Source organism: Nocardia sp. NPDC050435 (assembly GCF_040655395.1).
In the GTDB taxonomy this organism is placed as follows: Bacteria; Actinomycetota; Actinomycetes; order Mycobacteriales; family Mycobacteriaceae; genus Nocardia.
This window is the reverse complement of the sequence record NZ_JBFAJW010000020.1, coordinates 32362-56504: the sequence shown is the minus strand read 5'-3', so window position 1 is coordinate 56504 and position 24143 is coordinate 32362. Positions and strand designations below refer to the sequence as shown.

At 64.9% G+C, this 24143-nt stretch carries 24 protein-coding genes; 12 read left to right on the top strand and 12 right to left on the bottom strand.

The features are described 5' to 3' along the window. Positions 1-72: 72 nt before the first annotated feature. Positions 73-1233 (top strand): IS110 family transposase, encoded by a 1161-nt coding sequence (locus AB0I43_RS39745; protein ID WP_357434047.1) that lies wholly within the window; start codon positions 73-75, stop codon positions 1231-1233. A 124-nt stretch (positions 1234-1357) separates the two neighbouring features. Here AB0I43_RS39745 and AB0I43_RS39740 read toward each other — a convergent pair whose 3' ends face one another. Further along, positions 1358-1942 carry a short chain dehydrogenase gene (locus AB0I43_RS39740; RefSeq protein WP_357434045.1) on the bottom strand — a complete coding sequence of 195 codons (585 nt, stop codon included), beginning with the start codon at positions 1940-1942 and terminating at the stop codon, positions 1358-1360. A 1266-nt stretch (positions 1943-3208) separates the two neighbouring features. Here AB0I43_RS39740 and AB0I43_RS39735 point away from each other — a divergent pair. From AB0I43_RS39735 to AB0I43_RS39725, 3 genes are all read left to right on the top strand, one after another. Further along, the gene (locus tag AB0I43_RS39735) at positions 3209-3682 is read left to right on the top strand and encodes a hypothetical protein (RefSeq protein ID WP_357434043.1); all 474 of its coding nucleotides are present in this window, start codon (positions 3209-3211) and stop codon (positions 3680-3682) included. Between the two features lie 119 nt (positions 3683-3801). After that, entirely contained in the window at positions 3802-4443 is a 642-nt protein-coding gene (locus AB0I43_RS39730; protein WP_357434041.1) for a hypothetical protein, read from the top strand. A gap of 659 nt (positions 4444-5102) precedes the next feature. Continuing rightward, positions 5103-6035 carry a hypothetical protein gene (locus AB0I43_RS39725; RefSeq protein WP_357434039.1) on the top strand — a complete coding sequence of 311 codons (933 nt, stop codon included), beginning with the start codon at positions 5103-5105 and terminating at the stop codon, positions 6033-6035. A gap of 132 nt (positions 6036-6167) precedes the next feature. Here the strand turns inward: AB0I43_RS39725 and AB0I43_RS39720 are convergent, their stop codons facing one another. Continuing rightward, positions 6168-6635: a ubiquitin-conjugating enzyme E2 gene (locus AB0I43_RS39720; protein WP_357434037.1), complete on the bottom strand. Its 468-nt coding sequence runs from the start codon at positions 6633-6635 to the stop codon at positions 6168-6170. Between the two features lie 441 nt (positions 6636-7076). Here AB0I43_RS39720 and AB0I43_RS39715 point away from each other — a divergent pair, with 441 nt between their 5' ends. From AB0I43_RS39715 to AB0I43_RS39700, 4 genes are all read left to right on the top strand, one after another. Then, entirely contained in the window at positions 7077-7400 is a 324-nt protein-coding gene (locus AB0I43_RS39715) for a serine protease inhibitor (protein WP_357434035.1), read from the top strand. A 422-nt stretch (positions 7401-7822) separates the two neighbouring features. After that, a complete protein-coding gene (locus AB0I43_RS39710) occupies positions 7823-8299 on the top strand; it encodes an SSI family serine proteinase inhibitor (protein ID WP_357434033.1) in 477 nt (158 codons plus the stop codon). A 384-nt stretch (positions 8300-8683) separates the two neighbouring features. Continuing rightward, positions 8684-9130 (top strand): hypothetical protein, encoded by a 447-nt coding sequence (locus AB0I43_RS39705; protein ID WP_357434031.1) that lies wholly within the window; start codon positions 8684-8686, stop codon positions 9128-9130. Positions 9131-9416: 286 nt separating this feature from the next. Further along, the gene (locus AB0I43_RS39700) at positions 9417-9680 is read left to right on the top strand and encodes a hypothetical protein (protein ID WP_357434029.1); all 264 of its coding nucleotides are present in this window, start codon (positions 9417-9419) and stop codon (positions 9678-9680) included. A 131-nt stretch (positions 9681-9811) separates the two neighbouring features. Here the strand turns inward: AB0I43_RS39700 and trxA are convergent, their stop codons facing one another. Then, positions 9812-10141 (bottom strand): thioredoxin, encoded by a 330-nt coding sequence (trxA, locus tag AB0I43_RS39695; protein WP_357434027.1) that lies wholly within the window; start codon positions 10139-10141, stop codon positions 9812-9814. Positions 10142-10361: 220 nt separating this feature from the next. Next, positions 10362-10760 (bottom strand): hypothetical protein, encoded by a 399-nt coding sequence (locus AB0I43_RS39690; RefSeq protein ID WP_357434025.1) that lies wholly within the window; start codon positions 10758-10760, stop codon positions 10362-10364. A gap of 606 nt (positions 10761-11366) precedes the next feature. Between AB0I43_RS39690 and AB0I43_RS39685 the strand changes: the two genes are divergently transcribed. Continuing rightward, a complete protein-coding gene (locus AB0I43_RS39685; RefSeq protein ID WP_357434024.1) occupies positions 11367-11660 on the top strand; it encodes a hypothetical protein in 294 nt (97 codons plus the stop codon). Positions 11661-11905: 245 nt separating this feature from the next. Here AB0I43_RS39685 and AB0I43_RS39680 read toward each other — a convergent pair whose 3' ends face one another. After that, entirely contained in the window at positions 11906-13147 is a 1242-nt protein-coding gene (locus AB0I43_RS39680) for a helix-turn-helix transcriptional regulator (protein ID WP_357434022.1), read from the bottom strand. A gap of 97 nt (positions 13148-13244) precedes the next feature. On the opposite strand from AB0I43_RS39680, the gene AB0I43_RS39675 reads away from it, so the two are divergent. The 3 genes from AB0I43_RS39675 to AB0I43_RS39665 are packed head-to-tail and all read left to right on the top strand — an operon-like array spanning position 13245 to position 16319. Then, positions 13245-14225, top strand: coding sequence for a dTDP-glucose 4,6-dehydratase (locus AB0I43_RS39675; protein WP_357434020.1), 981 nt, complete (start codon positions 13245-13247; stop codon positions 14223-14225). Continuing rightward, positions 14222-15205 (top strand): ATP-grasp domain-containing protein, encoded by a 984-nt coding sequence (locus AB0I43_RS39670; protein WP_357434018.1) that lies wholly within the window; start codon positions 14222-14224, stop codon positions 15203-15205. The genes AB0I43_RS39675 and AB0I43_RS39670 overlap by 4 nt, the downstream gene beginning before the upstream one ends. Beyond that, positions 15189-16319 carry a DegT/DnrJ/EryC1/StrS family aminotransferase gene (locus AB0I43_RS39665; protein ID WP_357434016.1) on the top strand — a complete coding sequence of 377 codons (1131 nt, stop codon included), beginning with the start codon at positions 15189-15191 and terminating at the stop codon, positions 16317-16319. The genes AB0I43_RS39670 and AB0I43_RS39665 overlap by 17 nt, the downstream gene beginning before the upstream one ends. Before the next feature lie 15 nt (positions 16320-16334). Here AB0I43_RS39665 and AB0I43_RS39660 read toward each other — a convergent pair whose 3' ends face one another. The 7 genes from AB0I43_RS39660 to AB0I43_RS39630 form a co-directional block, all read right to left on the bottom strand. After that, positions 16335-17492, bottom strand: coding sequence for a UDP-N-acetylglucosamine--N-acetylmuramyl-(pentapeptide) pyrophosphoryl-undecaprenol N-acetylglucosamine transferase (locus AB0I43_RS39660; protein ID WP_357434014.1), 1158 nt, complete (start codon positions 17490-17492; stop codon positions 16335-16337). 328 nt (positions 17493-17820) lie between these two features. After that, positions 17821-18663: a methyltransferase domain-containing protein gene (locus AB0I43_RS39655; RefSeq protein WP_357434012.1), complete on the bottom strand. Its 843-nt coding sequence runs from the start codon at positions 18661-18663 to the stop codon at positions 17821-17823. 149 nt (positions 18664-18812) lie between these two features. Further along, the gene (locus tag AB0I43_RS39650; protein ID WP_357434010.1) at positions 18813-19292 is read right to left on the bottom strand and encodes a dethiobiotin synthetase; all 480 of its coding nucleotides are present in this window, start codon (positions 19290-19292) and stop codon (positions 18813-18815) included. 2 nt (positions 19293-19294) lie between these two features. Then, positions 19295-20140 carry an NAD(P)-binding domain-containing protein gene (locus tag AB0I43_RS39645; protein WP_357434008.1) on the bottom strand — a complete coding sequence of 282 codons (846 nt, stop codon included), beginning with the start codon at positions 20138-20140 and terminating at the stop codon, positions 19295-19297. Then, a complete protein-coding gene (locus tag AB0I43_RS39640) occupies positions 20137-21540 on the bottom strand; it encodes a hypothetical protein (protein ID WP_357434006.1) in 1404 nt (467 codons plus the stop codon). The genes AB0I43_RS39645 and AB0I43_RS39640 overlap by 4 nt, the downstream gene beginning before the upstream one ends. 461 nt (positions 21541-22001) lie before the next feature. Continuing rightward, positions 22002-22712 (bottom strand): creatininase family protein, encoded by a 711-nt coding sequence (locus AB0I43_RS39635; RefSeq protein ID WP_357434004.1) that lies wholly within the window; start codon positions 22710-22712, stop codon positions 22002-22004. Next, positions 22703-23923, bottom strand: coding sequence for an XRE family transcriptional regulator (locus AB0I43_RS39630; protein ID WP_357434002.1), 1221 nt, complete (start codon positions 23921-23923; stop codon positions 22703-22705). Before AB0I43_RS39630 ends, AB0I43_RS39635 begins: the two co-directional genes overlap by 10 nt. Positions 23924-24143 lie beyond the last annotated feature (220 nt).

The window sequence follows — 24143 nt, the reverse complement described above, 5'->3', positions numbered from 1 at the left end:
GGGGTCTGCCCGAGCTCGAAGTAGCGTTGCCCTGCCTCGCCGAGAACACCCCGTCGACCAGGGAGGACACCGATGACAGTCATCATCGGCATGGATCCACACAAACGCTCGGCCACCATCGAAATCATCGATCCCACCGGCAAGATCCGAGCCGCCGGAAGATACGGCACCGACAAAACCGGCTACGCCGAAATGCTGCTCGCTGGCAGGCAATTCGAGAACAGAGTATGGGCGGTGGAAGGCTGCAACGGCGTCGGCCGCCACATCGCCCACCGTCTGGTCCACGACAGGGAAACCGTGCTGGACGTGCCGGCGAAACTTTCCGCCCAAGTGCGAGTTTTCGCCACCGGCAACGGCCGCAAAACCGACCCCGTCGACGCCCACTCGGTCGCGATGGCCGCACTGCACTCACCGAACCTGCGCAGAGTCGAACCCGATCCAGACCTGCTCCTGCTGAGCATGCTCGCCGATCGCCGCGACGAACTCGGACGTGCCCGCACCGACACCATCAACCGACTACACCGGTTCCTGCTCGAACTCTTCCCCGGCGGCGCCGAGAAATACTTGTCCGCCACAAAGGCACGCGCGCTGATCGCGACGATCAGACCACGCGATCCGCTCGGCAAAGCCCGACGCCGGCTGACCGTCGAGCTGATCGGTGAACTCGAAACCATCGACCGGAAAATCAAAGCCGCCGACAAGGAGTTGCGCCAGCTGGTCACCGACCGCGGCTCGACGTTGACCGAGTTGGTCGGCATCGGCCCCTCCAGCGCCGCACGGCTTCTCGCCGACACCGGCGATATTCACCGCTTCGGCAACCGGGACCGATTCGCCTCCTGGAACGGCACCGCACCCCTGGACGCCTCCTCCGGCGAGCAGCAGCGACATCGACTCTCCCGCGCCGGAAACCGGCGCATCAACCGCGTCCTGCACATCATGGCCGTGGTCCAACTCCGCCGTCCTACCCGAGGCCGCGTCTATTTCGACGCACGCAAAGCCGCAGGAAAGACCTCGATGGAATCGATGCGCTCGCTCAAACGGCGACTATCCAACGTCGTCTACGCCCAGATGCTCGCCGACCAGCGCCGATGTGAATTGGCGGGCCCGGGAGGGCAATCGGGGGCGACTACTGGCTCCAGCGCGACCGGCTCCAACCCGCATACCGATCCTTCGGACAAGCCACAACCCGGACCCACCCAACAGGCTAACCCCGCCCCCACGTCGACGGGTTGACAATAAAGGGGAGCCAGTTGAGTGCGTTCGCCGCAGTGCCGGCCCGGGCCCGCCGGACCGAGCGCTCAGCGGCATGTGCGGACGCTCGTGAAACCAGTCGACCCGCACCGACAGCGTTAGCCTACTAAGGCCGTATCACCCGTCCGGTAGTCGTCGCGTCGATGAGTCCGAGATAGGCGGCAACCACTTTCGACACCGGGGTGCCCGCAGCACCGTCACGTCCCATGGACTCGAGCGTCTCCGAAATCCAGCCCGGGCTGACCGAATTCACCCGAATTCCGCGCGGCATCTCCACCGCCGCCGCGGGCACGAACCCATCGAGCCCGCTATTGACCGCGGCAGCAAAGGACAGTCCCGCTTCGGAGGACGGCACGACACCACTCGTGATTGTGACGAACCCGCCATCGTTGACCCGCCGCGCAGCCTGGCGAACCAGGTGTATTTGCCCGAGATACTTGCTGTCGAGGCCGGTGAAGTACTCCACGTCAGAGGAGTCGGCAAGCCCGGCGAGGCGGCCACTGCCCGCGACCGCGATCACCCCATCGACATCGCCGACCGTAGCGAACAACGCCTGGATCGATTTCGGATCGGCCAAATCCACTTGGACCGCACCGCGCCGCGGCGCACGCACGACATCATGATCCGCCGCTAAAGCATCGGCGAGCGCGGCACCGATGGTTCCGGTGGCGCCGATCACAACAATCCTCATAGGTACTCTGTGAGCGCGTTCGCGACCACAGACACCTGAACGCACTCCCCTCGCGGTTATTCCGAGTCCCAGCACGCAGCTACCTCCGGATACGCACGCTCTTCGGCATGAGGTTGCGTCGAGAAGCGGTGTACGCCAAACGGTTTGGATAGCCGACAAACGCGCGGGTCGCGGCACTAGAGGACGCCGCCCTCGCTGTTGCGTGCTGGCCGAGGCGGTTCCGCCCCTGTGGTTGGCGCCGGAGTTTAGCCCCGCTGCTCAGTGTCAAACAATTTGGCGAAGAACTTCGTGATGCGACCCGGGTTCGTGTTTGGTGTACCCCATATACGCGTGGCCCCGCCGATGCCGAAAAGAATCTGCGCGATGACGTTTGTGACGGATAGGTAAAGCCAGCGCCTACCCGACACGGCCACGCCATCCGCGGCCAATGGCCAACTCGCGATATAGATCACGATTACGACTGATCCGCTGGTACCGCTCGAAACTGTCATTGTTCAATTCCATTGTCGCCCCAGGCCTTCTGGCGAACAGCGGCATTTTGGTCGGTGAGCAGTGACCAGAATTGGTCGATATCGAGGCGATCCGAAGACACACCGGCACAGTAGCTTCGAGCACCGACAATACTGTGGCCTTACCCCGTCCACGGGCGCGAGGCGCACGCCGCGACACCGCCCTGCCTTGCCCGCACACTGGTTCGACCAACACCAAACATCGTTCGAACTCCCGAAAAAGGGTGTTGTTGAAGAACTTCTGTCGGCGCCCTCTCGTACAGTCCAGTGCATGACCCTCGACCGGCGCCCGCGCTTACTCTCGACAGCGACTCCTGGATCCCACCGGCGTCGGCACTCCCTTCGGCCAGGCACGCGGTCCAACCACCTGCCAACTGCTCGACCCTCGACTTCACGCGCTCACCATGGCCGGACGCCCGAAGGACTTCCGGGCAGGAAAATCCAGTCGTGACGTCGAACCCGCACAGCTGGCCGAGCGTCTGATGTACCTACCTCCGCCGACACCTTGGTGGCGCCCCCGCGAGCTCATCATCGGTGGCGCCACCAGGGCTCCGGCCGCCGCGCGTGCCCGCAGGCACTCGGCTCGCCGCCAGGATAGACGCCGCGCAGATCGACCAAACCTGCGCGATGCTCATCCGCACATACCGGCAAACAACAACCCTCGGATCCCGACCACCGACAGGAGCGAAGACATGTGCCCCGGCGGCGGTCGCGCCCGAGACAGCACCTATCACAGCGCCGCCCCAAAGGACTGGCTATGACCGAAACCCCCAAGCCTCGGCTGAGCATATGGGATTGGGACGAACCCGCCGAGATCTCCATATCCGACGGCTCCAACATCACAGTGCACGTGCGGAACGGGCACGCCCGGTTGGCCGTGACAGACGCCAGTGGCACCACCGTCGAGGTTCCGCTTGACCGGATGACAGCCTCGAACCTGCGCTCGACGGTGGGATTCGCAGGCGCCGATTCGCGCAAAGCCCACAACCCCAGCCCCCCATGGGTTGAGCAAGTCACGGACGCCTCCCGCCCCGAGCCCGTGGATGATGAGCTGTTCGAAAAAATCGTGACAGCACTGGATAACGTGGTGGGCAACTTGGACGGCATCGACGCGGATCTACTGCGCGAACTGCGGGACCATCTCAGTGACGTCGGTGAGCACGTCGTGGCCGAAATCATGGCGCAAGAACGGGAGCGCGCCTTCCCATGGCCACCCCCAGCGGCCGAATAGAAACAGCCCCGTCACCGCGGCCCGGCAGAAAATGCGACACCCGTGGAATGTCGGCGCCCGATCAGCTCGGGAACGCTTGCCGCGGCATCTGATCTCGACCGTTACCTGAAGGACTGACCATGCCCGAGACCCCCGACCCATGGCTGACCATCTGGGATTGGGACAAACCCACCGAGGTCTGCCTGACCGACGGCTCCGGCGCCACAGTGATCGTGCAGAACGGCCACGTGCGCATGACCGTGACAGACACGGCCGGCACCACCGTCGAAGTCCCGCTCACCTACGTAGAAGCCGCGCTGCTCTGCGAGACACTAGCCGCCGCGGGCAGTGCTTCGTACCGCGCCGAGCATCGTTTGCTCCCGGGGGTTCACGTACGCATTGACGACTCGCTTCTCGACTCCACAGAGGACGAGCTGTTCAAAAGCCTGGTGGAAGTTCTCGACGACGCGATAGCCCGCTTGGGCGGCACCGCCGTCGGCCTGCTCCGCGAGTTCGAGAACCGCCTCGACGTCGCCCACGGGAACATCGCAGCCGAAATCACGCGACAAGACCGCAGGCGCCCCCTATCTGCTCGGTTCTACCAGGTCCGCCGTATCTGGGCTGTGCCGTCGCCCCGAACATGCCCCGACAGCCATCAGGTGGGAATGGAACTCGTCTCTTCGCTGCGTTGCGCAACGGTCGGTCATCACCGGATACATCTATGCCGTGAATGCGCAGCGTCGCAGTACACACCACCCATCACCGAGGCTTGTAAGCACTGAGAGGCTCTGCAAGCGACGAATTCTCCTCAGTCTGGGGGCAGCACGACAGTGCGGCGTGTTATCACGTACTCCGCGCACGGTCCGGTGAAGACGCTCGCCCCGCACGACCGCCGGCCGCGTAACGGCCGCCAGCTCGCGTCGGGCCGCTATAGCGTCCATGTCACCATCGTCGCCGCCGATCCGACCAACGAAGAAAGACACGCAGCAGCGGCCGCACGGTCGCACATCGCCCATTCCAACAGCGATACGGAGGATTGTCTGGCAGCCAGTCAACCGCAGGCCTCAGCGAACAGCAGTCCGCACCTGGCAACACACATACGGTGGCGCGCGCGTCAGGAAGCGCTGTTGGCCAACCTGTTTGGACGGCCGACCAACGCGCGGGTCGCGGCAGAAGAGTACGTCCGTCAGGCTCCACGATCAGGGTGTGCACCTTGGGCCGGGCGTGCGAAGGCTGCGTGCGACACCGCCTGTGTCATGGTGTCGTGAGGTCGTTGGCCAGGCTCGATAACGGGGTGGGTGCCTGGGGAAATCGGTGGCGGCCGAACAGAAGTCACCACGACCGGGTACCGACATACCGGCAGCTCCCACGGATTCGCGGCCGGAATGTGAAGCCTGCGAAGAGGTGATTGGGCCGCCCACGCAGTGTCGATACTCCGGGCATGGCGAATTTCCCGAACGGCCCATTCACCATCACCAACAACGACACCGGCCGCTGCCTGCGAGCCAGGCTCGGCCCCAGCCAAGAAGTCAGCGATCACAAGGAGGGACTGGAGTATCTGCAGACCATCACCTCCAAGCCGTGGCTGGAACTGGGCGAGGCGGACGGCAGCATCGCCACGGCGTGGTATTTCAACACCGTCTACGACCGCACCGAACGGCTCAACCTCGACCAGATAGCCAGCACCGCGGTGCGGGAGTTGCAGAACATCGGCAACTTCTGCGTCGCCGCCTTCACCAACCCCGATTCCTTCGAAGACCTCCACAAACGCCAAATGGCCGCGGCCGATGTCGCGAGGGGGAAGCGGTTGACCGAGGCCATGCCCGCTCAGTGGACCGGCACCCGCCAGGCGTGGGAAGAACTCGTCGAAGCGTCCTTGCCGCTGCTCGAGAAGAACCTGATGTACTTCGAACTCGAAAAACAGGAGCAGTACGAACTCGAGCAGGAACAGAAAGTGATCTCCAGCGCCCCGGCACAGTGGGTAGGCGCGAAAACCACACTGCCGGCGGCGATCCGTGCCTACGACGCAGAACTGGACAAGGGCGACCTGGTTCCCGACGGGGATCCCGATCCGTCCGCGGCGCAGTCGACCATGATGATGTTCGGCTGCGGGTGCGAGCGCGGTGCGGGCACCAACTATCGGTGGACCACCGACGCCACCCGGATCTGGGCTGCGGACAACTGTGAGTTTCTTCCCGCCGCGGGCAGTTACTGGACCGATGAGGGCACCCTGGTCGGGCGCGGCAGGAACAACTCAGCGGCCCAGACCTGGACACTCACACCCTGGACCCCACCCCCGGCGAGCAAGACCGACGGTGAAGCCCTGCTGCGCACCGGCCTGTTCGGCCCGCTCGGCGCAGTCCTGGGCCTCTGACACCAGATTTCAGGCGAGCGCAGGATTAGTCCGCAGAAGCCCGATGTCCTGAGCCTGAGCGGAACCGGCCGGCCGCCAGCCCCGGCTTGGCCGGTTCTGTCGGCGCGCACAGCGGAGATACCGGATGCCAAGCTACGCAGTCGATCTCGGTCCTCCGATCGTTTCTCGGACCTTGCGGCCGAAAGCCTCGCGGTCTTCCACGTAGAGGCGGGCAGCCTCCTCGTTGAGCGCGTCGTCAGGATTCGGGTCGCCGAGCAGCCCAATGAGGGCGACCAATGCCTTGTCGATCGTCAGTGCGGGACTCCACCCCGCCGTGAGGATGTCCAGGGACACTTTGCCCGCCGCGCTGATGTTGGGATGGTAGATCGGCGTCGTGAACGTGATCTTCGGCGCCGAGTAAGGGTAGGTATCGGCAAACTTGATGTTCAGCTCGAACCGGCCGTCTGAGTACCACGTGTCCGGCTGGCCGTTGATGACGCCGCGCCAGTCGAGCAGGTCGTACTCGATGGGCTCCGCCGAGTAGTCGGCTGACGGATTCTCTGCCATCACCTTCGCTTCTTTCAGCAGCCGCTTCTTGGTGGATTCGCTTGGGGCTGACATGGCTTCGCTCCTCCCTGTAGGTGATCTTGGCGTATCCACTGTATGCCCCGTTCAACCCCATTTTCACTCGGGCTGTCCGACGGGTCATATGGTCACCAAGAACACCTACTCGGTGAAAGCCCTTCTCTGACAGCCAGTCTCATCGCACAACAGCCGACACACTCGAAGCCGCGTCCACCACCTCACGGCCACCGAGTCGGCAGAAGCTCACGCACATCGGCAAAGGCGGATGTTCTGAGCTGCGCCTCGGATCCACCGGCCACCGCGGCATGGCCGCTTCTCTCGGCGCGCTCAGCGGCAGAATTGTGCGGTTGGCTCCCCCGTAGCCGTCACTGTAGGGGGAGATCTCCCCTCCGGCGCGCCGTCGACGAGCAGATGGCCCACCCAGCTTGAGTGAAGCATATGACTTCCAATAGAACCTTTCGAACAAAGTCACGGATCGTGGGCGTGGCGGCCGGTGTCACTCTGTTGTCAACTGGGGCCGCCATCGCGATCGGGGTGCTTCAGGCTGCTTCAACTGCCGCGGAACCCGTGTTCGGCATCCACCTCGCTCAGCAGAGCCGAAACCTGGAGAAGGACAGGTGGCCGGAGACGGTCGGCCTTCCCGCGGAAGAGGCCGTCAAGATCATCAAAAGCGAAAGGCCCGACGTCAAGGTTTTCGTCCTCCACGAAGGCACCCCCGTGACCAGGGACTACCGACCTGATCGAGTTCGGGTCTTCGTCGACGATGACGGCAAGGTAGCGGTGCCGCCCGAAATCGGGTAACAACCATCGATGCAGCCAGCTGCCCAGACCGCCCGGCCGATCGCACTCAATTCGGCATGATGGTGCGTTCTGCTGCCTTGAGGTCGCCACGGCCGGCCGGTCTTCCGCGGCTCTTAGGATCGCGCGCTCCGCGGCATGAGAGGACTTCAGCCAGCGGTTTCACGTTCTGTCAGGAATTGACCGAGCCGGTCAGCGATGCCGCAGTGGGTAGCGGTTGAGAAGTGGTGGCCTTCCTGGAGCACCCTGCCTGGTCAGTGTGAACAGAGCTCGAACGTGTCGTCGGGAACCCGTCGAGGTCACCTGCCACCGTCGACATCAGTGCTCGCACCGCGCTATCGAGGAACGCCTGGACTTGCGAAGTCGACGAAGCTCACCCCGTCTGTGTCCCACTCGATTCCCGCCCCCCATTCCGAGGAGAATGCATGCGTATCCGGACATCAAGGTTGATGCGTGCCACGGTCCGTGGTCTGGCGATCGCAGGCTTTGGCACCTTGATCGCCATGTTGCCCACCACAGTGACATCCGCGGCGCCTGAGCCCTCGACAAACCTCACACTGGCTATCGACGGCTTCGACGGAACGACGAGGTCGGTCACGCTGACCTGCAATCCGACCGGCGGCACCCATCCGCGCGCCGAAGCCGCCTGCCAGTACCTCGCAGACGGCGGCAAACTGCAACAGCCTCCCAATTCCATCCCGAAGAAATGCAATACCCTAAAGGTGGATTGCAAGTGCCCGGCCGGCGGTGAAGTCCTCCATCTTCACGTGAACGGAACCCTGAAGGGAAAGCGAGTTGTCGACGGCATGGTCAAGGGCGAACGACGACCTCGGTTCGAACCCGGGCGGGATTGCTGTGTCTGTACCTTCAACAAACCAGACACACCGTTGTGGGACTTTTGACCCACCATCAACGCTCGGCACCGCTGGCCGCCCCCAGCGCTCGCCTGCCGCCTGGCCCGTCCACTACGGGGCCGATAACCCATTGCGCTATAACGTCATTCGGTGCTGCACCCTCGATCCGGAAAACTGAGCACGCGATCGCAGGACCGGCCCGTTAACCCAAGACGTTTCCTCCCTGGGCGTGCCTTCGGTAGTGCACGCAACTCGGCAGATGCGGACATCTGAGCGGCAGTGCCTCTACTCAGCCGGCACTGCGGTGTGGCCGATGCTCCGAGCCCGCTCTGTGGCAGAAGGGGGTGTTTGATGCGTACTCGTAGACTGCCCAGATGCGTATTGAGTGGGCACCTTTCGAGCCGCCAACCTCGTTTTTTCCGTATCATTTCCGTGCTGGGTGCTCTTGCCGTCGGCGGGGCGATGTGGATGCCGATGTTCGGTGGAGACGGCCTCCGCGAAAAGGGCTACTCGATGATGTTCTTGCCGCCGTGGGGCGCGCAGGGGGTTACCGCGCTCGTTGTGGGGGCGGCATTGCTGGGCTTGGTAGGGCTCGCGCCGATACCGCAGCAGTACCTGTCGACTGTCCTGACATGGGCTCTGGCGTTGGCGTTCGTCGAATCGATCGCCGCCGCGGTGATTGTTGCGACCGGGCCGGGAGTAATCGACGACCGCTTCCTGGAGCGGTACAACGAGTCCGCTCCGGATGTCGACTTCCAGGTGGCTTTTGTTGTCCTGATCTGCGGGTTGGCTGCGATCATCACCGCAATACTGATCTGGCTGATACGAGAACTCGTCGACCGCTCAGTCCGCGATCTGCAACGGTCCACTGTGCGATAGCGGGAACAGCGAGGTAGAGACCGGCGACGGATCGTCAACCGTCACGATGGACTGCGGTGTTTGCGAACCGGGTAGCCGAGTTGCACGGAATCGGTGAATCCAGTTTGGGCTTTGTCGACCTCGATCCCCAAGGCTCCGGGGCCGACTCGCCAGGTCTGCAGTTGCTCGGGATTCGGCAATATCGTGCGTTCGCCGGCACCAGAGGGCTTCGGCCCGTCGATCTTCCACACGCCCGCTCAGGCCGGTGCAAACCGCGCGGGTCGCGGCAGGAGAGTACCTTCTGTGCGTGGGCGATTCGGAGGAGCCGTGGGAATACGATGGCCGCTATTACACGGTTACCGGATTCAGTGACGTCGACTGCCGAGACGGGTACGGCTGGGAGTTAGAAGACGTTGCCCCTCTGCCGAACCGAGGCTTGGTGTTGGAGGCGTTCCTGGACGGCACCTCTCTCGGCTTCACCTTCCGAGCCTTCACCGATCAACCATTGCCCCTAGCGTTGGTCCATCGGTTCGTCACCGAAGCAGCGAATGGGATCCCCCGCGCAACCTGATCGCATCGGCATTATGGTGCGTTCGGTCGGCCCCAGATCGACTCGGCCGGTTGATCTTCCGACGCGGCGCGCTGACCGCTTCTGCCAGCGCGCCATGCGGCATTCCCGGATGTTGGTGCGGGGCGCGGCGATCAGGTTAGGGCTCTGTCCAGCAGTCCGGCCAGCTGGGCCTTGCCGACCGCACCGATCTGCTCGCCCACCTTCTCGCCATCCTTAAAGACGATCACGTAGGGAAGCGAGCGCACGTGGTACTTGGCCGCCAGCGCACGATTGTCGTCGACATTGACCTTGGCGACCTTGGCGCGGCCCTCGTAAGCGTCGGCCAGTTCGTCCAGCGCGGGGGCAATCATCTTGGACGGGCCGCTCCACTCGGCCCAGAAATCAACCAGCACCGGCTCCTTGGAGTTCAGTACGGCGCTATCAAAGTCGGCATCGCCGATCTGGAGGACCTTGCCGCTCATCTTCTGCGAACCCCCTACTGGATCGTTTGGCGTGCGGATCAACACAAGACTACGGAGGGGGAGGGGTTACGGAAGGTCGATCCAGCGAAGTGACCGCAAATCGGCAGTTGAGTGCGTTCGCCGCAGTGCCGGCCCGGGCCCGCCGGACCGAGCGCTCAGCGGCAATGTAGTGCGTTCGGTGCTGTAGTAAAGGCCCTGTTGATGGGCTGTACGGCTCGGTTCAGTACGTGCGGGCCAATGTGCAGCCCTCACCAGTGACATCGCCCCACGTCGAAGTAGAGACCGTGACGGCTGTGCAGTCGTAGGTCTTCACGGGCTCGTCCGTCGCCGAGGTAATAGTTCCTGCGATGGCGACGCCGGGCGGCCAGTTTATGTTTGCGCGGTCGGCACAGTTCTGGCCCTTCAGAGTGTCGCCGTCGACGGAGACGGATTCGCAGAACATCTCCGGGACATTTTTGGCAGGCTTGGGGTATGCCTTGCGCGTGTCAGGGTAGTAGTAAGGAGGGGAAAGAGGGGCGCTGTCAGCAGGGGCGGCGAGGGCAGGAGCGGCTGCGGTGGCGGGGGCGGCGAGGAAAACCGCCGCAACGGCCGCGGCGATCAGATACGGAGTCGTTCGCATGCGCTATCTCCTCAGGGTCGAGTCGAACAGAAACGAATGAGATCGAATCCGTGGCCGGTGTGCTCGACGCGGCCTACGCATCCGATGTGGTTCGAGGCTCTGGCGTTTGTCAGCCTGGCATGAACAGATGGAGACCTACGGTAGTGACGGTTGCGAGTCTGGAGCCCCGATGAGGGCTTGACGGTCCAGTGAATTCACTTCCGCGGCCCGAGGCAGGCTGCGAGCTCGCTCATCGGCATTACAGCGCCTTAGACGACTTCGCGATGCCAACCTCTGGGGGGCTGAGGCCCTGGTCGTCCGTTCTCGGCCAGCACAGGACGACGCCCTTGAGCCTGACTCAAGACCCGGCGCGCCTTAGCGCCTCAGCTGGCCTGGATCACCGTATGCGTGCCACTGGTTCGCCAGCCCGACCGCAGAAGAACGCCCTCACAGACACGGTTTTCCGGCGCCGCTACCTCCTTCTTCGGTTGCTTCCGTACAGCGCATACCTCCAGGACACACCCCGCATCCGGGCGGGAAGGGATCGACTTCTCGCCGTCGGCGGCATGGTGTCGGCCTCTTCGGGCATTGTGGTGCAAGAACCGATCAACTAGTTCAGAGAGCCTCATGCCGACATCCTTGTCCGACAACCAGATCCAGCACATCGCAGCCGCTATCGAAGCCGGGCGGCCGACTCGGGTCTACTTCACCGCCGACGCGGTCGGGATGGAAGAAGGCCGTGCGGGAACCGTCGTCTCGATCGCTTCCCGCACCGAGCCGGACTACCTACACGTGCGTCCCGCCGGATCGAAGGACACCTTGGCGTTCTCGCCCGCCGAACTCACCCTCACGAAACCGCGCCGCCACCCCGCTGTCGGCGGTCCTCCGCATCGGGGCGACAGCGACCAGCGCTTGTTCTGACATTTCGCCAGCTCCACCAGAGTCCAGGCCGTTCAGAGACGGTTTCGTGCGGTGGACACGGGGCGAGGGCTACGACCAGGCTTGCATCGGACGCACCTTCGGTCGCATCTCGATCTTCGCGTTGACCACTGCAGTCGCTGTTCGACCAACAAGTGAATTTGCCCATATGCCGGCTGCCAAGTCCAACTCGGTACGGCCCCAACGAGTTCGATTTGTTCACCGGCGTAGTGACGTAGTCGTTGCTACTACAGCTGGGGCAGGCTTCCTGCAGCGGTGCCAGCGAATAACTCAGGTGCGGTGCGCCGCACTGCGGTGAGGGCCTTCGCGGTGCGTGTGGAGTCGATGCTGTGCAGGATCGGCAATGCTGGTCTCCACGTGTTCACGGCAGTCACATAGTCACCGCGCTTCCATTGCAAGCGACCGGCTTGCGCGGTCGACAGCGCCCACACGCGTGCATGGGTTTGCTTGTTCCACATGCTCGCCGCGAGTTCGTAGTGCACGACTGCGTTGGCTTGGTCTCCGAGGGTGAGGAAGGTCTTCGCGGCCTGGTCGACCAGGATCGCTTTGTTCGGTGCCCACATCGAGATCCAGCGGGGTTGCTCGCTGGTCAATTCGGTGCTCATGTACGGCTCGGCGGCACGCAGAGCAGCCAATGCCTCGCTGCGGCGGCCGGTTTCGGCGTAGCAGCGGGCCGCGGCGATCATCAGCAGCGCGGTGGCGTCGGGACCGAGATGGCCTCGGCCACGGTTGAGTGCTGCCTCGGCGAGGGCGGGGCTGAAGGTTGCCTTGTTGATGTCGGCTCCTTGCAGAGCGAGGATCCGCAGGATCCATGCGTCTTGGCCAGGGACCTGGGCGTGCTCGACCAATCCGAGCGCTTTGAGGTAGTAGCGCTGGCCGACCTGATCGGCACCGGCGTCGTGGGCCTTGAAACCGGCGATGTAGGCCAGTTCGGCCGCGGCGGAGAACGCGGCCGTGCGCACGGTCGGATCCGCGAATCGCGAACGCAGCAGTGTCGCCACGTCGGTGGCAAGGAACTCCGCGACCGCGGTGCGACCCATGCCGCCGCCACGCACCTCGTCGAAGCGCAGGAAGGCGTCGGTGACCGCACGAACAGCCTCGACTTCGGGCATCCCGACCACGTGGCTGTCGTTCAGCCCGACGATCCGGGCGACGGCTTCTTTCGGTAGTGCCAGCGCGGTGGCCGAGAGCGCCATCGAGTAGGTCGCGGTGGTCAGGAATGATCTGCGGTCCACGTCGGCCCTTCCCACTGCGGCCATCGACGTCACGGGGTCAGCGGCGAGGTGACCGAACAGTTCTTCGTAGAAGGTTATGACAGCCGCGGGCGGATTGCGGCGTCCGGTTTCGAAATGCCCCAGCGCGGACTTGCTCCACGAGGTCCTGACCGCCAAAGTTCCCAGCGTCATGCCCGCGGCCTCACGGGCCATACGCAGCCGTGCGCCCACCACCGCGGGCGGCAATGCGGTCATCCTTCGATGGTAGGAGCGGTTGTAGACGGCTGTAGCCGATTTCGGATAGCTGCGGCCACATCATCGAAAGCACACCACCTTCCTCAGGAGGCCTTCGATGAGCAGAGTTCTCGTCACCGGCGGCGCCGGTTTCATCGGCTCCCACTATGTTCGCCACCTTCTCGACGCCACAGACGTCGAGAAAGTCACCGTACTCGACGCTCTCACCTACGCCGGCCACGCCGAGAACCTCGGCGCAGCGCTGCTCTCACCGCGGGTTCGGCTGGTGGTCGGTTCCATCCTGGACTCGGACCTGGTGGCCGCGCTGGTGGGACAGCACGACCAGATCGTGCATCTGGCTGCAGAATCCCATGTCGACAATTCCCTGCGCGATGCCGGGCAGTTCGTCACGACCAACGTGGTCGGTACCCAGGTGTTGCTCGACGCGGCGCGCCAGCACGGGATAGGACGGTTCGTCCACGTCTCCACCGATGAGGTGTACGGCCCGCTGTTGGACGGGGTGGCCGCCGAGGACGCGCCCCTGCGCCCGACGGTGCCCTACGCCGCCTCCAAGGCGGCCTCGGATCTGCTGGCTTTGTCCTATCACTACACTCACGGTGTTCCGGTGTGTGTGACGCGCTCGAGCAACAACTTCGGCCCGCACCAGCACCCCGAGAAGATCATCCCGTCCCACATCACCCGACTCCTGCGCGGTGAGAAGGTGCTATTGCACGGCGACGGCGGGCATGTGCGTAACTGGCTGCACGTCGACGACCATTGCGCCGGAATCGATATCGTGCGACGAAACGGTCTCGCCGGCCAGGTTTACAACCTCGGTGGCGGTACCGATCTGACCAACACGGAACTGACCGGACTGCTGCTGGGAGCTTTCGGGGTCGGATGGGATCGGGTGGCGTCGATCCCGGATCGTCGATGCAACGACCGCCGTTATGCGATGAGTATCGACAAGGCCACCGCTCTGGGCTATCGGCCGCGCCGCGACATCCGCATCGAGATCGCCGCGACGATCGACTGGTACCGCCAGCGCCCGGATCGGTGGGCGCCGATGCTGGCCCACGCCTTGTCGGTGACTGCGTGAACGGCCACCGGGTGCTGGTCACCGGGATCGGCGGCCAGCCCGGCTTCGACACCGCGCGCCGACTGCTGGAGCTGGGGTGCGCGGTCGTCGGCGTCGATGCCGACCCCCACGCCAACGGACTGCATCTGCCTGGTGTCGAGGGCCGCGTCGGCCCGACCGCCGGGCATGGCTCCTACACACCGTGGCTACTGCGAACCTGCCAGGAAACGCAGGTGCGGTCACTGATATCGACGGTGGAATCCGAACTGCCGCAGCTGATCACGATCGAGGATGATCTGAAACAGGCGGGGGTGGCGACGTGGCTGCCGTCGCCGGGAACAGCGCTGACCTGCGCCGACAAGGCCCGATTCCATCAGCTCGTCTCCGCGGCCGGAGTGCCTACCCCCGCGTCGTGGCTACCCGAGCAGATCGAGCAGGTCCCCGAGCACACCGATCTGGTGGTCAAACCGCGCCGCAGCCAAGGCTCCCGGGACGTGATCTTCTGCCGCGGCCGCCGCCAAGCTCAGGCTGCGTGCCTGGTGGTGACCGACCCGATCGTGCAGTCCCGGGCGCGTGGGGTCGAGTTTACTGCGGACTGCCTGGTCGACCGGACCGGAAGGATCTCGGTCATCCTGCGCGAGCGCCTGCTCACCAAAGGGGGGCTCGCATTCGTCACCCGAACCATCGTCGACGTCCACGCCGACGCCGTCGTTCGGGCGGCACTGGGCGCAGTCCGGGCAACCGGACTGGTGTGCGTGCAAGGTTTCCGCGCCGAGCATCCCGCGGCCACACCGGTCCTGGTCACCGAGATCAACCATCGGCCCGCCGGAGCCTTTCTGGCTTCCGAGGCGGCCGGTGCCGATCTGATCGGCCAGATGCTGCACGGGCTGATCGGCGATCCGGTCGATCATTCACAACTGACCTACCGGCCTGGCGTGACGCTGACCAAATTCATCGACACCCTCCTCGTCACTGGAGTCGATCATGCTGTCCCCCAATGATTCCGCCCCCGCCTACAGTCGCAATGCGGCCCCGTTCCTGCACGGCCCCGAATCCGAGGCGATGATCCGGGCGGTCGAAGCCGGCCAGTACGGACACCACGACCAGACCGAACGTTTCGAGGCCGAGCTCGCCGAGTTCCTCGGCGTCGCCGATGTGGTGGCTGTGTCCCGCTGCACCGCTGCCATGCACCTGGCCCTGAGCGCGGCCGGAGTCGGGCGCGGTGACGAGGTCGTGGTCCCCTCCCAAACCTTCTGCGCCACCGTGCACGCCATCCGAGCAGCCGGCGCGGTGCCGCGCTTCGCCGACATCGACCCCGACACCCAGTGCGTCACCGCGCAGACCATCGCCGAGGCCATCACCGCCGATACCCGCGCCGTGCTGCCCGTGCACTACGGGGGTCGCGCGGTCGACCTGACCTCACTCAAACCACGGCTGGACGAGGAACGGATCGCGATCGTCGAGGACGCGGCACACTCCTTCGGATCCCGACACCTCGGCGGCAAACGAGTCGGCACCACCGCGGCGTTGACCTGTTTCAGCTTCGGGCCGATCAAAACCATCACCAGCATCGAAGGCGGGGCGATCGTGCCTCGGGACCCCCGCGAAGCCGAGCGACTTCGCACCGTGCGCCTGCTCGGCATCCGCCCCAAACAAGCCGAACGCATCCGCTCCACCCACTATCCGGTAGACGGCGTCGGACTGCCGTATCACCTCTCAGCGGTCCACGCCGCTGTCGGACGCGTGCAGCTGGCCCACTATCGCGTGGTCGCCGACCAACGCCGGATGCTGTGGCAAAGCTATTGCACCGCACTGGCCGACCTTGAGGGTGTTCGGCTGATCGATGTGGATATCGCCCGTACGGTCCCGTTCAACGCCGTGGTCCGCGTCCCTGACCGGGACAGGGTCTTCGCGCGGATGAAAGCCGCCGGGATCGGGGTGGGCGTGCACTACCCGCCCAACCACCTTCAACCGGCCTTCCGGGGCTGGACGCGACCACGGCCACTGCCGGCGACGGAAGCCACAGCGCGCGAGCTTCTGTCGCTCCCTTTCCATCCCGCGATGACCATCCACGACGTCACGGCGGTCGTCGAGGTCCTCGCCACCATGCTGTGATCCCTGCGTGGAGTATCAGCTGGACGCGCGGCCGGACGCGGCGGCAGTAACCACGCCTGCCAGTGCTTTTGCCGCGTCCGGTCGACCGAGCGCGGCAGCGTTGGCGGCGATGCCCCTACGGCGAGCGGGGTCCGACAGCAGGACCTCCAAGCCCGCTTGCACCGTTTCGGTAGTGATCGGCCCGTCCACCGTCACCGCGGCGTCGGCGCGCGCCATCAACTGTGCGGCCGTGGCTTGTTCGCCGCCGGCTGAGGATGCCAGCGGCAGCAGAAGCGCCGGACGCCCCACGGCCGTCAACTCCGCCAGCGTGCCTGCCCCGCTGCGACTGATCACCACATCGGCCAGCGCCAGGACGTCGGCGACGGAGTCGCCGGAGACGAAGCCGACAACCTGATAGCGGGCAGCCAGCTGGTCCGGCAGGCTCGCCGCGGCACGGTGCAACTCGTCCACGTTGGCGGGCCCGGCCTGATGAATGACGTTGGCGCGAACCAACATCCATTCGAGCAACTCGGCGACGACATCGTTGATCTGCTGAGAGCCTTGCGCTCCGCCGGTGATGTAGACCGTCGGCAACAGGGGATCGAAATCCCGACCGAATTCGCTCAAAGCCCGAGCGGGGTCACCGTCCATGATTGCCGCGCGAATAGGGTTGCCGGTGACGACAGCGCGGGCCCGCGCCCGCGAGGGCAGTTCCTCGATGCTTTCCTGGCTGGTCAACGCGACTGCGGTGGCCACCTTGGCCAAGACGCGATTGGCCAGGCCAAGCCCGACAGTCTGCTCGTGCACCACGAGCGGGATCCGCAGTAACCGCGCGGCCAACCCGACCGGCACGGCCACGAACCCGCCGGTCGCCAGTACGACATCAGGCTTGAACCGCGACAGCGCCCGCACAGCCTGCACCGCGCCAACCGGGACACGGACCATATCGATCACATTCGCGCGATTCAGCATCGCCAACGGATTGCGGCTGCGACGGATCTTTCCGACCTGCACCGAGGTGAACTCGATGCTGTCGCCGGCCGCGGTCCGCTGCTCCAGCGACGCGGCCTGTCCGATCCATAACAGCTCGACACCTGCGATGGTCTCGCGCAGCTGCCGAGCTGCGGCTAAGGCAGGAAAGACATGGCCGCCTGTTCCTCCGCCGGTGAGCACGGCACGCAGTTTGTCAGTCACCTCCGCGATGGTATTGCCTGCTCCGTCTCCTCGCCCGCAACACCTCGTTCACTCCACCCCGTTGCCCCGTTGCGCGGGCGGCACAGCAATCTGGATCGGCACAGCAATCTCGAGATTCGCGAACCTACGGAGCTCCCAAGATCGCGCGGTCAGCACCGCCGAGGCCAGCGGGGACCTGCTCGCTCACGCCGCAGCGCGGCGGGTGTGGGCGAACGCGCTACGCCGGGCCGGCACACCGACACCGCTCAGCAACTCGTTGTTGACACCCGGCGCGGGCCGGGCGGGCGAACTCAGCCACCACCCCGATCTCCGCCGTCGAGCACAGCGGCTAAGGATTTCGGGCGAGAATGTAGTAGTGGGCGATCGTCTCCCGCAACTGCCCCGATGGCGCGAAGCCACTCAGCTTAGTCCGCATATCTTTCTCGAATTCCGCTGCCCGCGACGGATTTTCCCGTAGGGGTGCGGTGTACGAAGTCGACCACAGGAAGCCCAGGAATTCGTCCACCGTCCAGGTATGTTGTGTCGGGAACTGATACTCGGTCACCTCGACGAACCCGGTGTCGCACAGTACGTCTTCGTGGGTTCGCCGCGCCCGGCCGCCAACGGGTGCAGCGCTGCTACTGGCCGGGCTTCCCGGCCCGCCGGCCCAGTGGGCGACAACGTCGACCGCGACGTGCTGCCACGGCTGGGAACCGCTCCAGGGTGTGCTGCTGCCCAGGACCGCTGAACACCCACCCGGAGAGAGCCATCCTCGCGCACGCTCGGCGATGAGCGGTCGGTCCAGCCGGTGGAAGGCGTTGCCGATCGTGACGAGGTCGACGGGTGCGGCGACCGCCAGGTCGGCCTTGCCGATACTCCATTCGATATTGCGCACGCCTGCTGCCGCCGCCTTCTGACGGCCCACCTCGACCATGTCGGGCTCGAGATCAACCGCTTGAACCCCGGCGAACCTCGAGGCCAGCGGGATCGCGATCTCGCCTGTGCCGCACGCGAGATCGATCAGGCGCCCGCCGTCGCCTGCGCGACGAATCAGGTCCGCGAACATGGCATCGGGGTAGGCGGGACGGTATTGGCTGTAGAACTCCGCAGTTCCACGAAACAGGTCCTGGCGATAGCTGTGCTGGATGGGCCAGCTCGGTGAGTTTGACGCAGACGACGAGGCCTCGGTCATACCCACACCCTTCCTCAGCTCTCTCCCACCAGCAAGTCACGGTGATCGGGTCGAACACAGGCACGTGCCCCGAGGGCGCGATGCGGTCCGCACCGCCGCGGCGGTGCGGACCCGTGGTTGTCGATCGCGGCAACGCTTGCGGTTCGCCGTCAGCCGGTGTGCGACAGCGCGACCTCGACAGCTTCCGCAGGCGTCGCCACTTCATGGGCAGCCATGACTGGATCGCCTTCGGCATCAAAGACTTTCCAGCCGCCGATACTGATCACCGGCACGCCTCCGCGCCTGTTGGCCAGCGCGAGTTCGGACAGCGTGCCCCACGAGCCGCCGACCACAATCACCGCTGAAGCCGACCACACCAAGATCGCGTTGCGCGCTTCACCCATGTTGGTAAAAAGGACGACCGAGAGGCCTTCGCAAACTCCGTCCGGATCGGTATCCGGACGGACACCGACGACGAGACCGCCCGCACTTGAGGCTCCTTCGGCGACAGCGGCCATTACGCCGTCCCCGCCGCCGCACAACACGACTGCTCCGCGTTCGGCCAGCAGGCGGCCGATCTCGCGGGCATTGTCGGAGTCGGCGGTGGTGCAGTGGCGCGGGCCGCACACCGCGATCTGGATCGGTAGCATAGCTACCTCCTGGACTGACTATTCTCGAGCCGCTTTATGACGTCTTCTGGTGCGAGCTCCCAGTTGTCTTTGTCGTCGATGAAGAGCTCGTACAGTCGCGCCGCCGCGGTCGCGAATTCGTCGGGCAGCCCGTTGATGTCGAGACTTTGAGCGACCTCGTGCAGTTCGGGGATCCATCGCCACGCGCGGGCTGCGACGCTCGGTAGCGCGCCGCGTTCTCCGAGGATGTCGGTGCCGACACGATCGGCCTCAGCGGTGAACGCCTCGGTGACGCCGTAGGAGCCCGCGAGACCGTGGGCGATGGCCGCCAGCAGTCGGGCGGGTCGCTGGTAGGAGATCAGCGCCATCTTGAGAGCGCTTGCGGCACCGATGGTTTCACTCAGCGCATCGACTGCGAACCTGGCTTCCTCGAGCAGCTCTGCCGCTACGCCGACGGCGTGATCTGGGCCAGCGAGGAAGAATTTGGGCGATGATTCGGCATCTGGCGGCGGGCCGGAGATCGTGGCATCGGCGACATCGGCACCGGCGCTGCCGACCAGATCGGCGATGTGCACCATCTGCTTGGGACTGATGGCGTTGGCGTCGATATACACACCGGCGTACTCGCAGCGCGCGACTTCCTCGGCGATGGAGAGCGCGGCCGCTGAGGGGCAGACAGAGAGGACGGTCGCGGCTTGGTTGAGCAGCTCAGTGAGGCTGTCGCATGTGGTCAGTCCGGCTCTGGTTGCCCGGTCCCGGGTTGCTTGGCTGCGGTGTGCGGGGTGCCAGAGCACGGTGTGCCCGCTGGATTTCAGGCGTGCGCCGATAGCTGCGCCCATGTTGCCGGGGTGAAGCAGACCGATGATCATTGCGACTTCCCTGGGGTGAGTGCGCGGACGCTGGCCACGGGTGATTCTTTGATCCGCTCGTTCAATGTCAACGCGAGCGAGGCGGTTTGAAAGTAGGGGCGTTCGAGCGCGATGCGAATTTGGTTGAGTCGTCTCCCGACGCTTTCGATTCGTCGGTTTCCTCCGGTTTCGAGGACCAATTCGATCTGGTGCGCGGCGCCGTCGAGATCTCGCCGGTGCAGACGCGCAACTGCGAGATCGAGTCTGGCCAGTGACATTTCGCCAAGTCGTCGCAGCTCAGGTGGGTCGGCGAGGTAGAGCTGGAGCGACTCGCTGGCCAATCGTTCGGCTTCGACCAAGTTGGCATCGCCACCCACCCACAGTAGTGCGTTGGCAGAGGAGTACGCCTGTTTGGCGACGGGGAAGGCCAGCATGCCTGCGAGTTCGTCGGGTCGTCGAATTCGTTCACGGGCCTGCTCTGCGCGAGCGAGAGCGTCCCTGACGCCTCGCTCGTCGCGCAGGCGTGCCCGTGCTCGGGCCTCGATGGAAGCCAGGCGGACCCGCGCTGTACCGGCCTCGGGTACGTAGTGCCATCCCTGCTCGGCGTAGTCCGCGGCCTCGCGGTAGCGGTCGTCCCAGTAGGCAATAAGGGCTTGTAGGCCGCGCACCCACGCTCGCAGTCCGTTGTGCTGGGCGATTTCACCACACAACATCGCGGTCCGAGCCTGCGTTTTCGCGGCTGGAAGTGATCCGAGGTCGAAGCTGGCGTTGGCCAGGACCGCGCAGGCGGTTCCCGCGATCACGTAGAGATCGATAGTGAGATTGGGCGGCTGGTGGCCTTCGAGGAGAGTGAAGGCGCGATTGCGCAGTGCACGCAACTCGCTGAAGAGCGGGCCGATCGGTCGATTGGGGTACTCGGTGACAATACGCTCCAGATCTGCCATCAGTTGCTCGATCGTAACCGGACCAACGTTGGATTGCTCAGCGAAGGCTCCGAAAGCGGCGGACTCGGCTGCCGCCATTCTGGTCATCTCCTCCATGTCGGTGGGTCCATCCGAGCTCTCTGCCCGGACAGCCTGAGCGGGTAGACACAAGAGCGCCGTCACCTCCTGCCCAAGCAGTTCAGGCGGGCCGGGATCCGAAACGGCCGGCGGTCCGAACAGCTCTTCTGCTGTCACTCGGTGTTCTTGGAACATCACTTCCAGGACGCGGCAGGCGATTGGCTGCGGCAAGCTGGTCTCGCCCTTGAGCCACCGTCGCGCTTGCGGCCAGGAAATGTCTGTTTGTTTGGCTGCCTCGCCGCGTTCGACCATGGCGGCGGAGGTCTCCCTGAAGGCTTTGACGAATTCGGTGGTGGTAAACCTCTTCCGCGCCAACAGCTGACCGAGAAGGTTATGGGCCTGACTTTCCACCCTGGTCACGTCCTCTCCATCACCCACACTGCCCCGAAGTGATGGCTCCAGGCTACGGACGCTCCCGCGCTGTCAGTCCGTGATGCGCACCAGATGCGAACCGGTGCAGACCAGATGATCACCCCGTGATCGGGACCGCTCTACCAGGATTTGAAGCCTCATCTGAACCCGCCCCGCCGGGTTAAGGAGGCTCGATGACGGTCGAAAAGCCCGAACGGCTGATGACCACCGACCAGGCGAATCACCAGGCCCTCAACGGGTACTGCACCTTGTGGCAGACGTCCATGCACCCGCGCCGCCGCGAAGGCTTCCGCGATCAGGCTGAGGAGCGGATGCGCACAGCCGATCGCAATGACGCCCTGCTGGACTCGATCACGCCCTACCTCAAGGGGCTCGACCTGACAGATGCTGAGCAGCTGGAATGGAACTCTGCCCCAGCGCTGTTCGACATCTGCGCGCCTGTTCTGTGCTCAGCTGCCGCCGAGCGCCTTCAAATGGTCGGCGAAGCCGGCAGCCAGACTTTCCAGTGCTGCGCGGCCTTTGGCGGCAGTGGCCGCGGACGGGTTGCCGATGATGCCGCTGGTCGTGTATTCGCCCATGCCGGTGATCAGCAGATACCGGCGATCGACCGCGTCATGATCAGCAGTGCACCAGCTTTCACCCACGAGGTCGGGGCGGGCGTACAGCAGGATCGAGGTTTCGAGTTCGCCCCCGTGCATGTCGTCGTGGGCGTTGGTGGCCATCCCCGCATACTCGCGAGCGGTATTCCACTCCTCCTTGCCCGGGAACACCGCGACGTGCCGGCCGTGCACATTGGCCTGCAAGGCGATGTTCGACAGCACGTAGTTGCCACCGTGGGCGTTGACCAACACCAGTTTGTCCACGCCGGAGCGTTGCAACGATGCGCGGATGTCGTCGATCATGGCGATCAGGGTGGCCGCGCTGATGCTGACGGTGCCGGGGAAGCTTTCGTGTTCGTGCGAGCACGACATTGTGATCGGCGGCAGCAGCATCAACTCGTAGGTCTCGGCCAGGCGTTGGGCGATCAAGCAGGCGATCGCGGTGTCGGTGAACAGCGGCAGGTGATCACCGTGCTGCTCGAAGCTACCGACGGGCAGGACAGCGACCTTCGCGGCCCGGCTCGCTACGTCGGTGGAGGTCGCGGTCGTGATCAGGTCCACTCCATACTCCTTGTCGGTGCGGGTTTGCGCAGGATCTGTGCCAGCGCATGGCCGAGTTCGCTGGCGTGGCCGCGATACCCGAGTGCCTCCAGTCTGCCCGCAGCGATTCGCAGTTGCCGGACGGTGCGCGCCGACCCGGTGTCGATGAGGATATTCAGCGCGTGTCCGGCCACGGTCAGCGCTTCGTCGGGTTGGCCGAGGCCGGCATGAGCGAGCACCAGACGCGCCATTCCCACTCCGAGATCTCGACGACTATCGGGGCGCCAGTTCGCCAGACCGTTCTGCAAGGTTTCCAACGCAAGAGCGGGTTTGCCCAGCTCGACCCAGCAATGAGCTGCTTCCATCGCGACGAAGCCGGTGGTGCAGTAGGCGGCCATGTCGGTCGACGGATGCTCGTCGCCGACCTCGGCGGCCAACTCGTATGCCCGATCCAGTGCCCTCGCACAGGAGACCGGGTCGCCGCTGGATGCGTGACCGTAGGCCTGCTGACGCAGCGCCACGGCACGAACCCGAGGCGTCAGCAGGTCTGGGTCCGAGAGCGCGTCGGTGGCCAGGGCGATCGCCAGCCGGGGATTGCCGGCGTCGCTGGCGATGTTGCTCTTGCGCATCTTCACATACGACAGAAATCGTGGGTCGCCGAACTCCTCGACTTTGTCGAGCGCGGTGTTCGACCACGACATCGCGGCGTTCAAGTCACCTGTGTCTTGGCGCAGCCATCCCATGAATTCCGCGTAACGCGCCGAGACATACAGCAGCCGGTCTCGCCCGCGTCCCGAGCTGCTCGCCAGCAACTGATCGAGGAACACCATCTGCTGTTCGATTACCGGTATCAGCGAGCGCGGACCACAGAGCATGTCAGTGGTCACGTACTGCTCGAGCTGGGCCAGCAGCGAATCGGCGATCGGCACCTGGACAGAGGCGCTCGCCGCGGGCACCGCGCGCCCGCCGGGCAGCCGGACGAGCTCGGGGGGCTGCTCGCGCTGCGGCACTGCAGGTACCTCGCCCAGGTCGAACCACAGCAGCGTGGCAGGAATTCCCAAGCAGCGCGCATAGTGGATGAGGGTGTCGAGATCACGAATCCTGTTGTGCCCGTTCTCGATGCGACTGAGTTGGGCTTGGGTGATGTGCAGCCAACGCGCGAGCCGCACCTGGGGAAGCGGCCGTGGGCCGTGGAACGTGTGGTGGCGGTAGGCGCGCACGACTGCGGCCATGTCACGGGACGCGAGCGCATCCCGCAACCGGCCCTCGCGCCATGCCGAGCGTGGCAGGACCGGGGCATGGTTGCTTCCACTGCACCGTGTGCAGCGCGTTTCGGAGCTGCCGTGAGCCATCCGCGCCCCGCATTCGACGCAATACCGCGCTCGAGGCCCGGACTTTCGGGCCTCTGTCCGATCCTGGGGCTGACGTCGGGCGCTACCGCCGTTCATACCA

Bases quoted from the DNA above. Each gene is read 5' to 3' on its own strand.
- AB0I43_RS39655 (WP_357434012.1), bottom strand. From the start codon at position 18,663: ATGACCGAGGCCTCGTCGTCTGCGTCAAACTCACCGAGCTGGCCCATC.
- AB0I43_RS39685 (WP_357434024.1), top strand. From the start codon at position 11,367: ATGCCGACATCCTTGTCCGACAACCAGATCCAGCACATCGCAGCCGCT.
- AB0I43_RS39735 (WP_357434043.1), top strand. From the start codon at position 3,209: ATGACCGAAACCCCCAAGCCTCGGCTGAGCATATGGGATTGGGACGAA.
- AB0I43_RS39725 (WP_357434039.1), top strand. From the start codon at position 5,103: ATGGCGAATTTCCCGAACGGCCCATTCACCATCACCAACAACGACACC.
- AB0I43_RS39665 (WP_357434016.1), top strand. From the start codon at position 15,189: ATGCTGTCCCCCAATGATTCCGCCCCCGCCTACAGTCGCAATGCGGCC.
- AB0I43_RS39680 (WP_357434022.1), bottom strand. From the start codon at position 13,147: ATGACCGCATTGCCGCCCGCGGTGGTGGGCGCACGGCTGCGTATGGCC.
- AB0I43_RS39730 (WP_357434041.1), top strand. From the start codon at position 3,802: ATGCCCGAGACCCCCGACCCATGGCTGACCATCTGGGATTGGGACAAA.
- AB0I43_RS39650 (WP_357434010.1), bottom strand. From the start codon at position 19,292: ATGCTACCGATCCAGATCGCGGTGTGCGGCCCGCGCCACTGCACCACC.
- trxA (WP_357434027.1), bottom strand. From the start codon at position 10,141: ATGAGCGGCAAGGTCCTCCAGATCGGCGATGCCGACTTTGATAGCGCC.
- AB0I43_RS39675 (WP_357434020.1), top strand. From the start codon at position 13,245: ATGAGCAGAGTTCTCGTCACCGGCGGCGCCGGTTTCATCGGCTCCCAC.
- AB0I43_RS39690 (WP_357434025.1), bottom strand. From the start codon at position 10,760: ATGCGAACGACTCCGTATCTGATCGCCGCGGCCGTTGCGGCGGTTTTC.
- AB0I43_RS39720 (WP_357434037.1), bottom strand. From the start codon at position 6,635: ATGTCAGCCCCAAGCGAATCCACCAAGAAGCGGCTGCTGAAAGAAGCG.
- AB0I43_RS39630 (WP_357434002.1), bottom strand. From the start codon at position 23,923: ATGGCCGCAGTCGTGCGCGCCTACCGCCACCACACGTTCCACGGCCCA.
- AB0I43_RS39745 (WP_357434047.1), top strand. From the start codon at position 73: ATGACAGTCATCATCGGCATGGATCCACACAAACGCTCGGCCACCATC.
- AB0I43_RS39710 (WP_357434033.1), top strand. From the start codon at position 7,823: ATGCGTATCCGGACATCAAGGTTGATGCGTGCCACGGTCCGTGGTCTG.
- AB0I43_RS39740 (WP_357434045.1), bottom strand. From the start codon at position 1,942: ATGAGGATTGTTGTGATCGGCGCCACCGGAACCATCGGTGCCGCGCTC.
- AB0I43_RS39645 (WP_357434008.1), bottom strand. From the start codon at position 20,140: ATGATCATCGGTCTGCTTCACCCCGGCAACATGGGCGCAGCTATCGGC.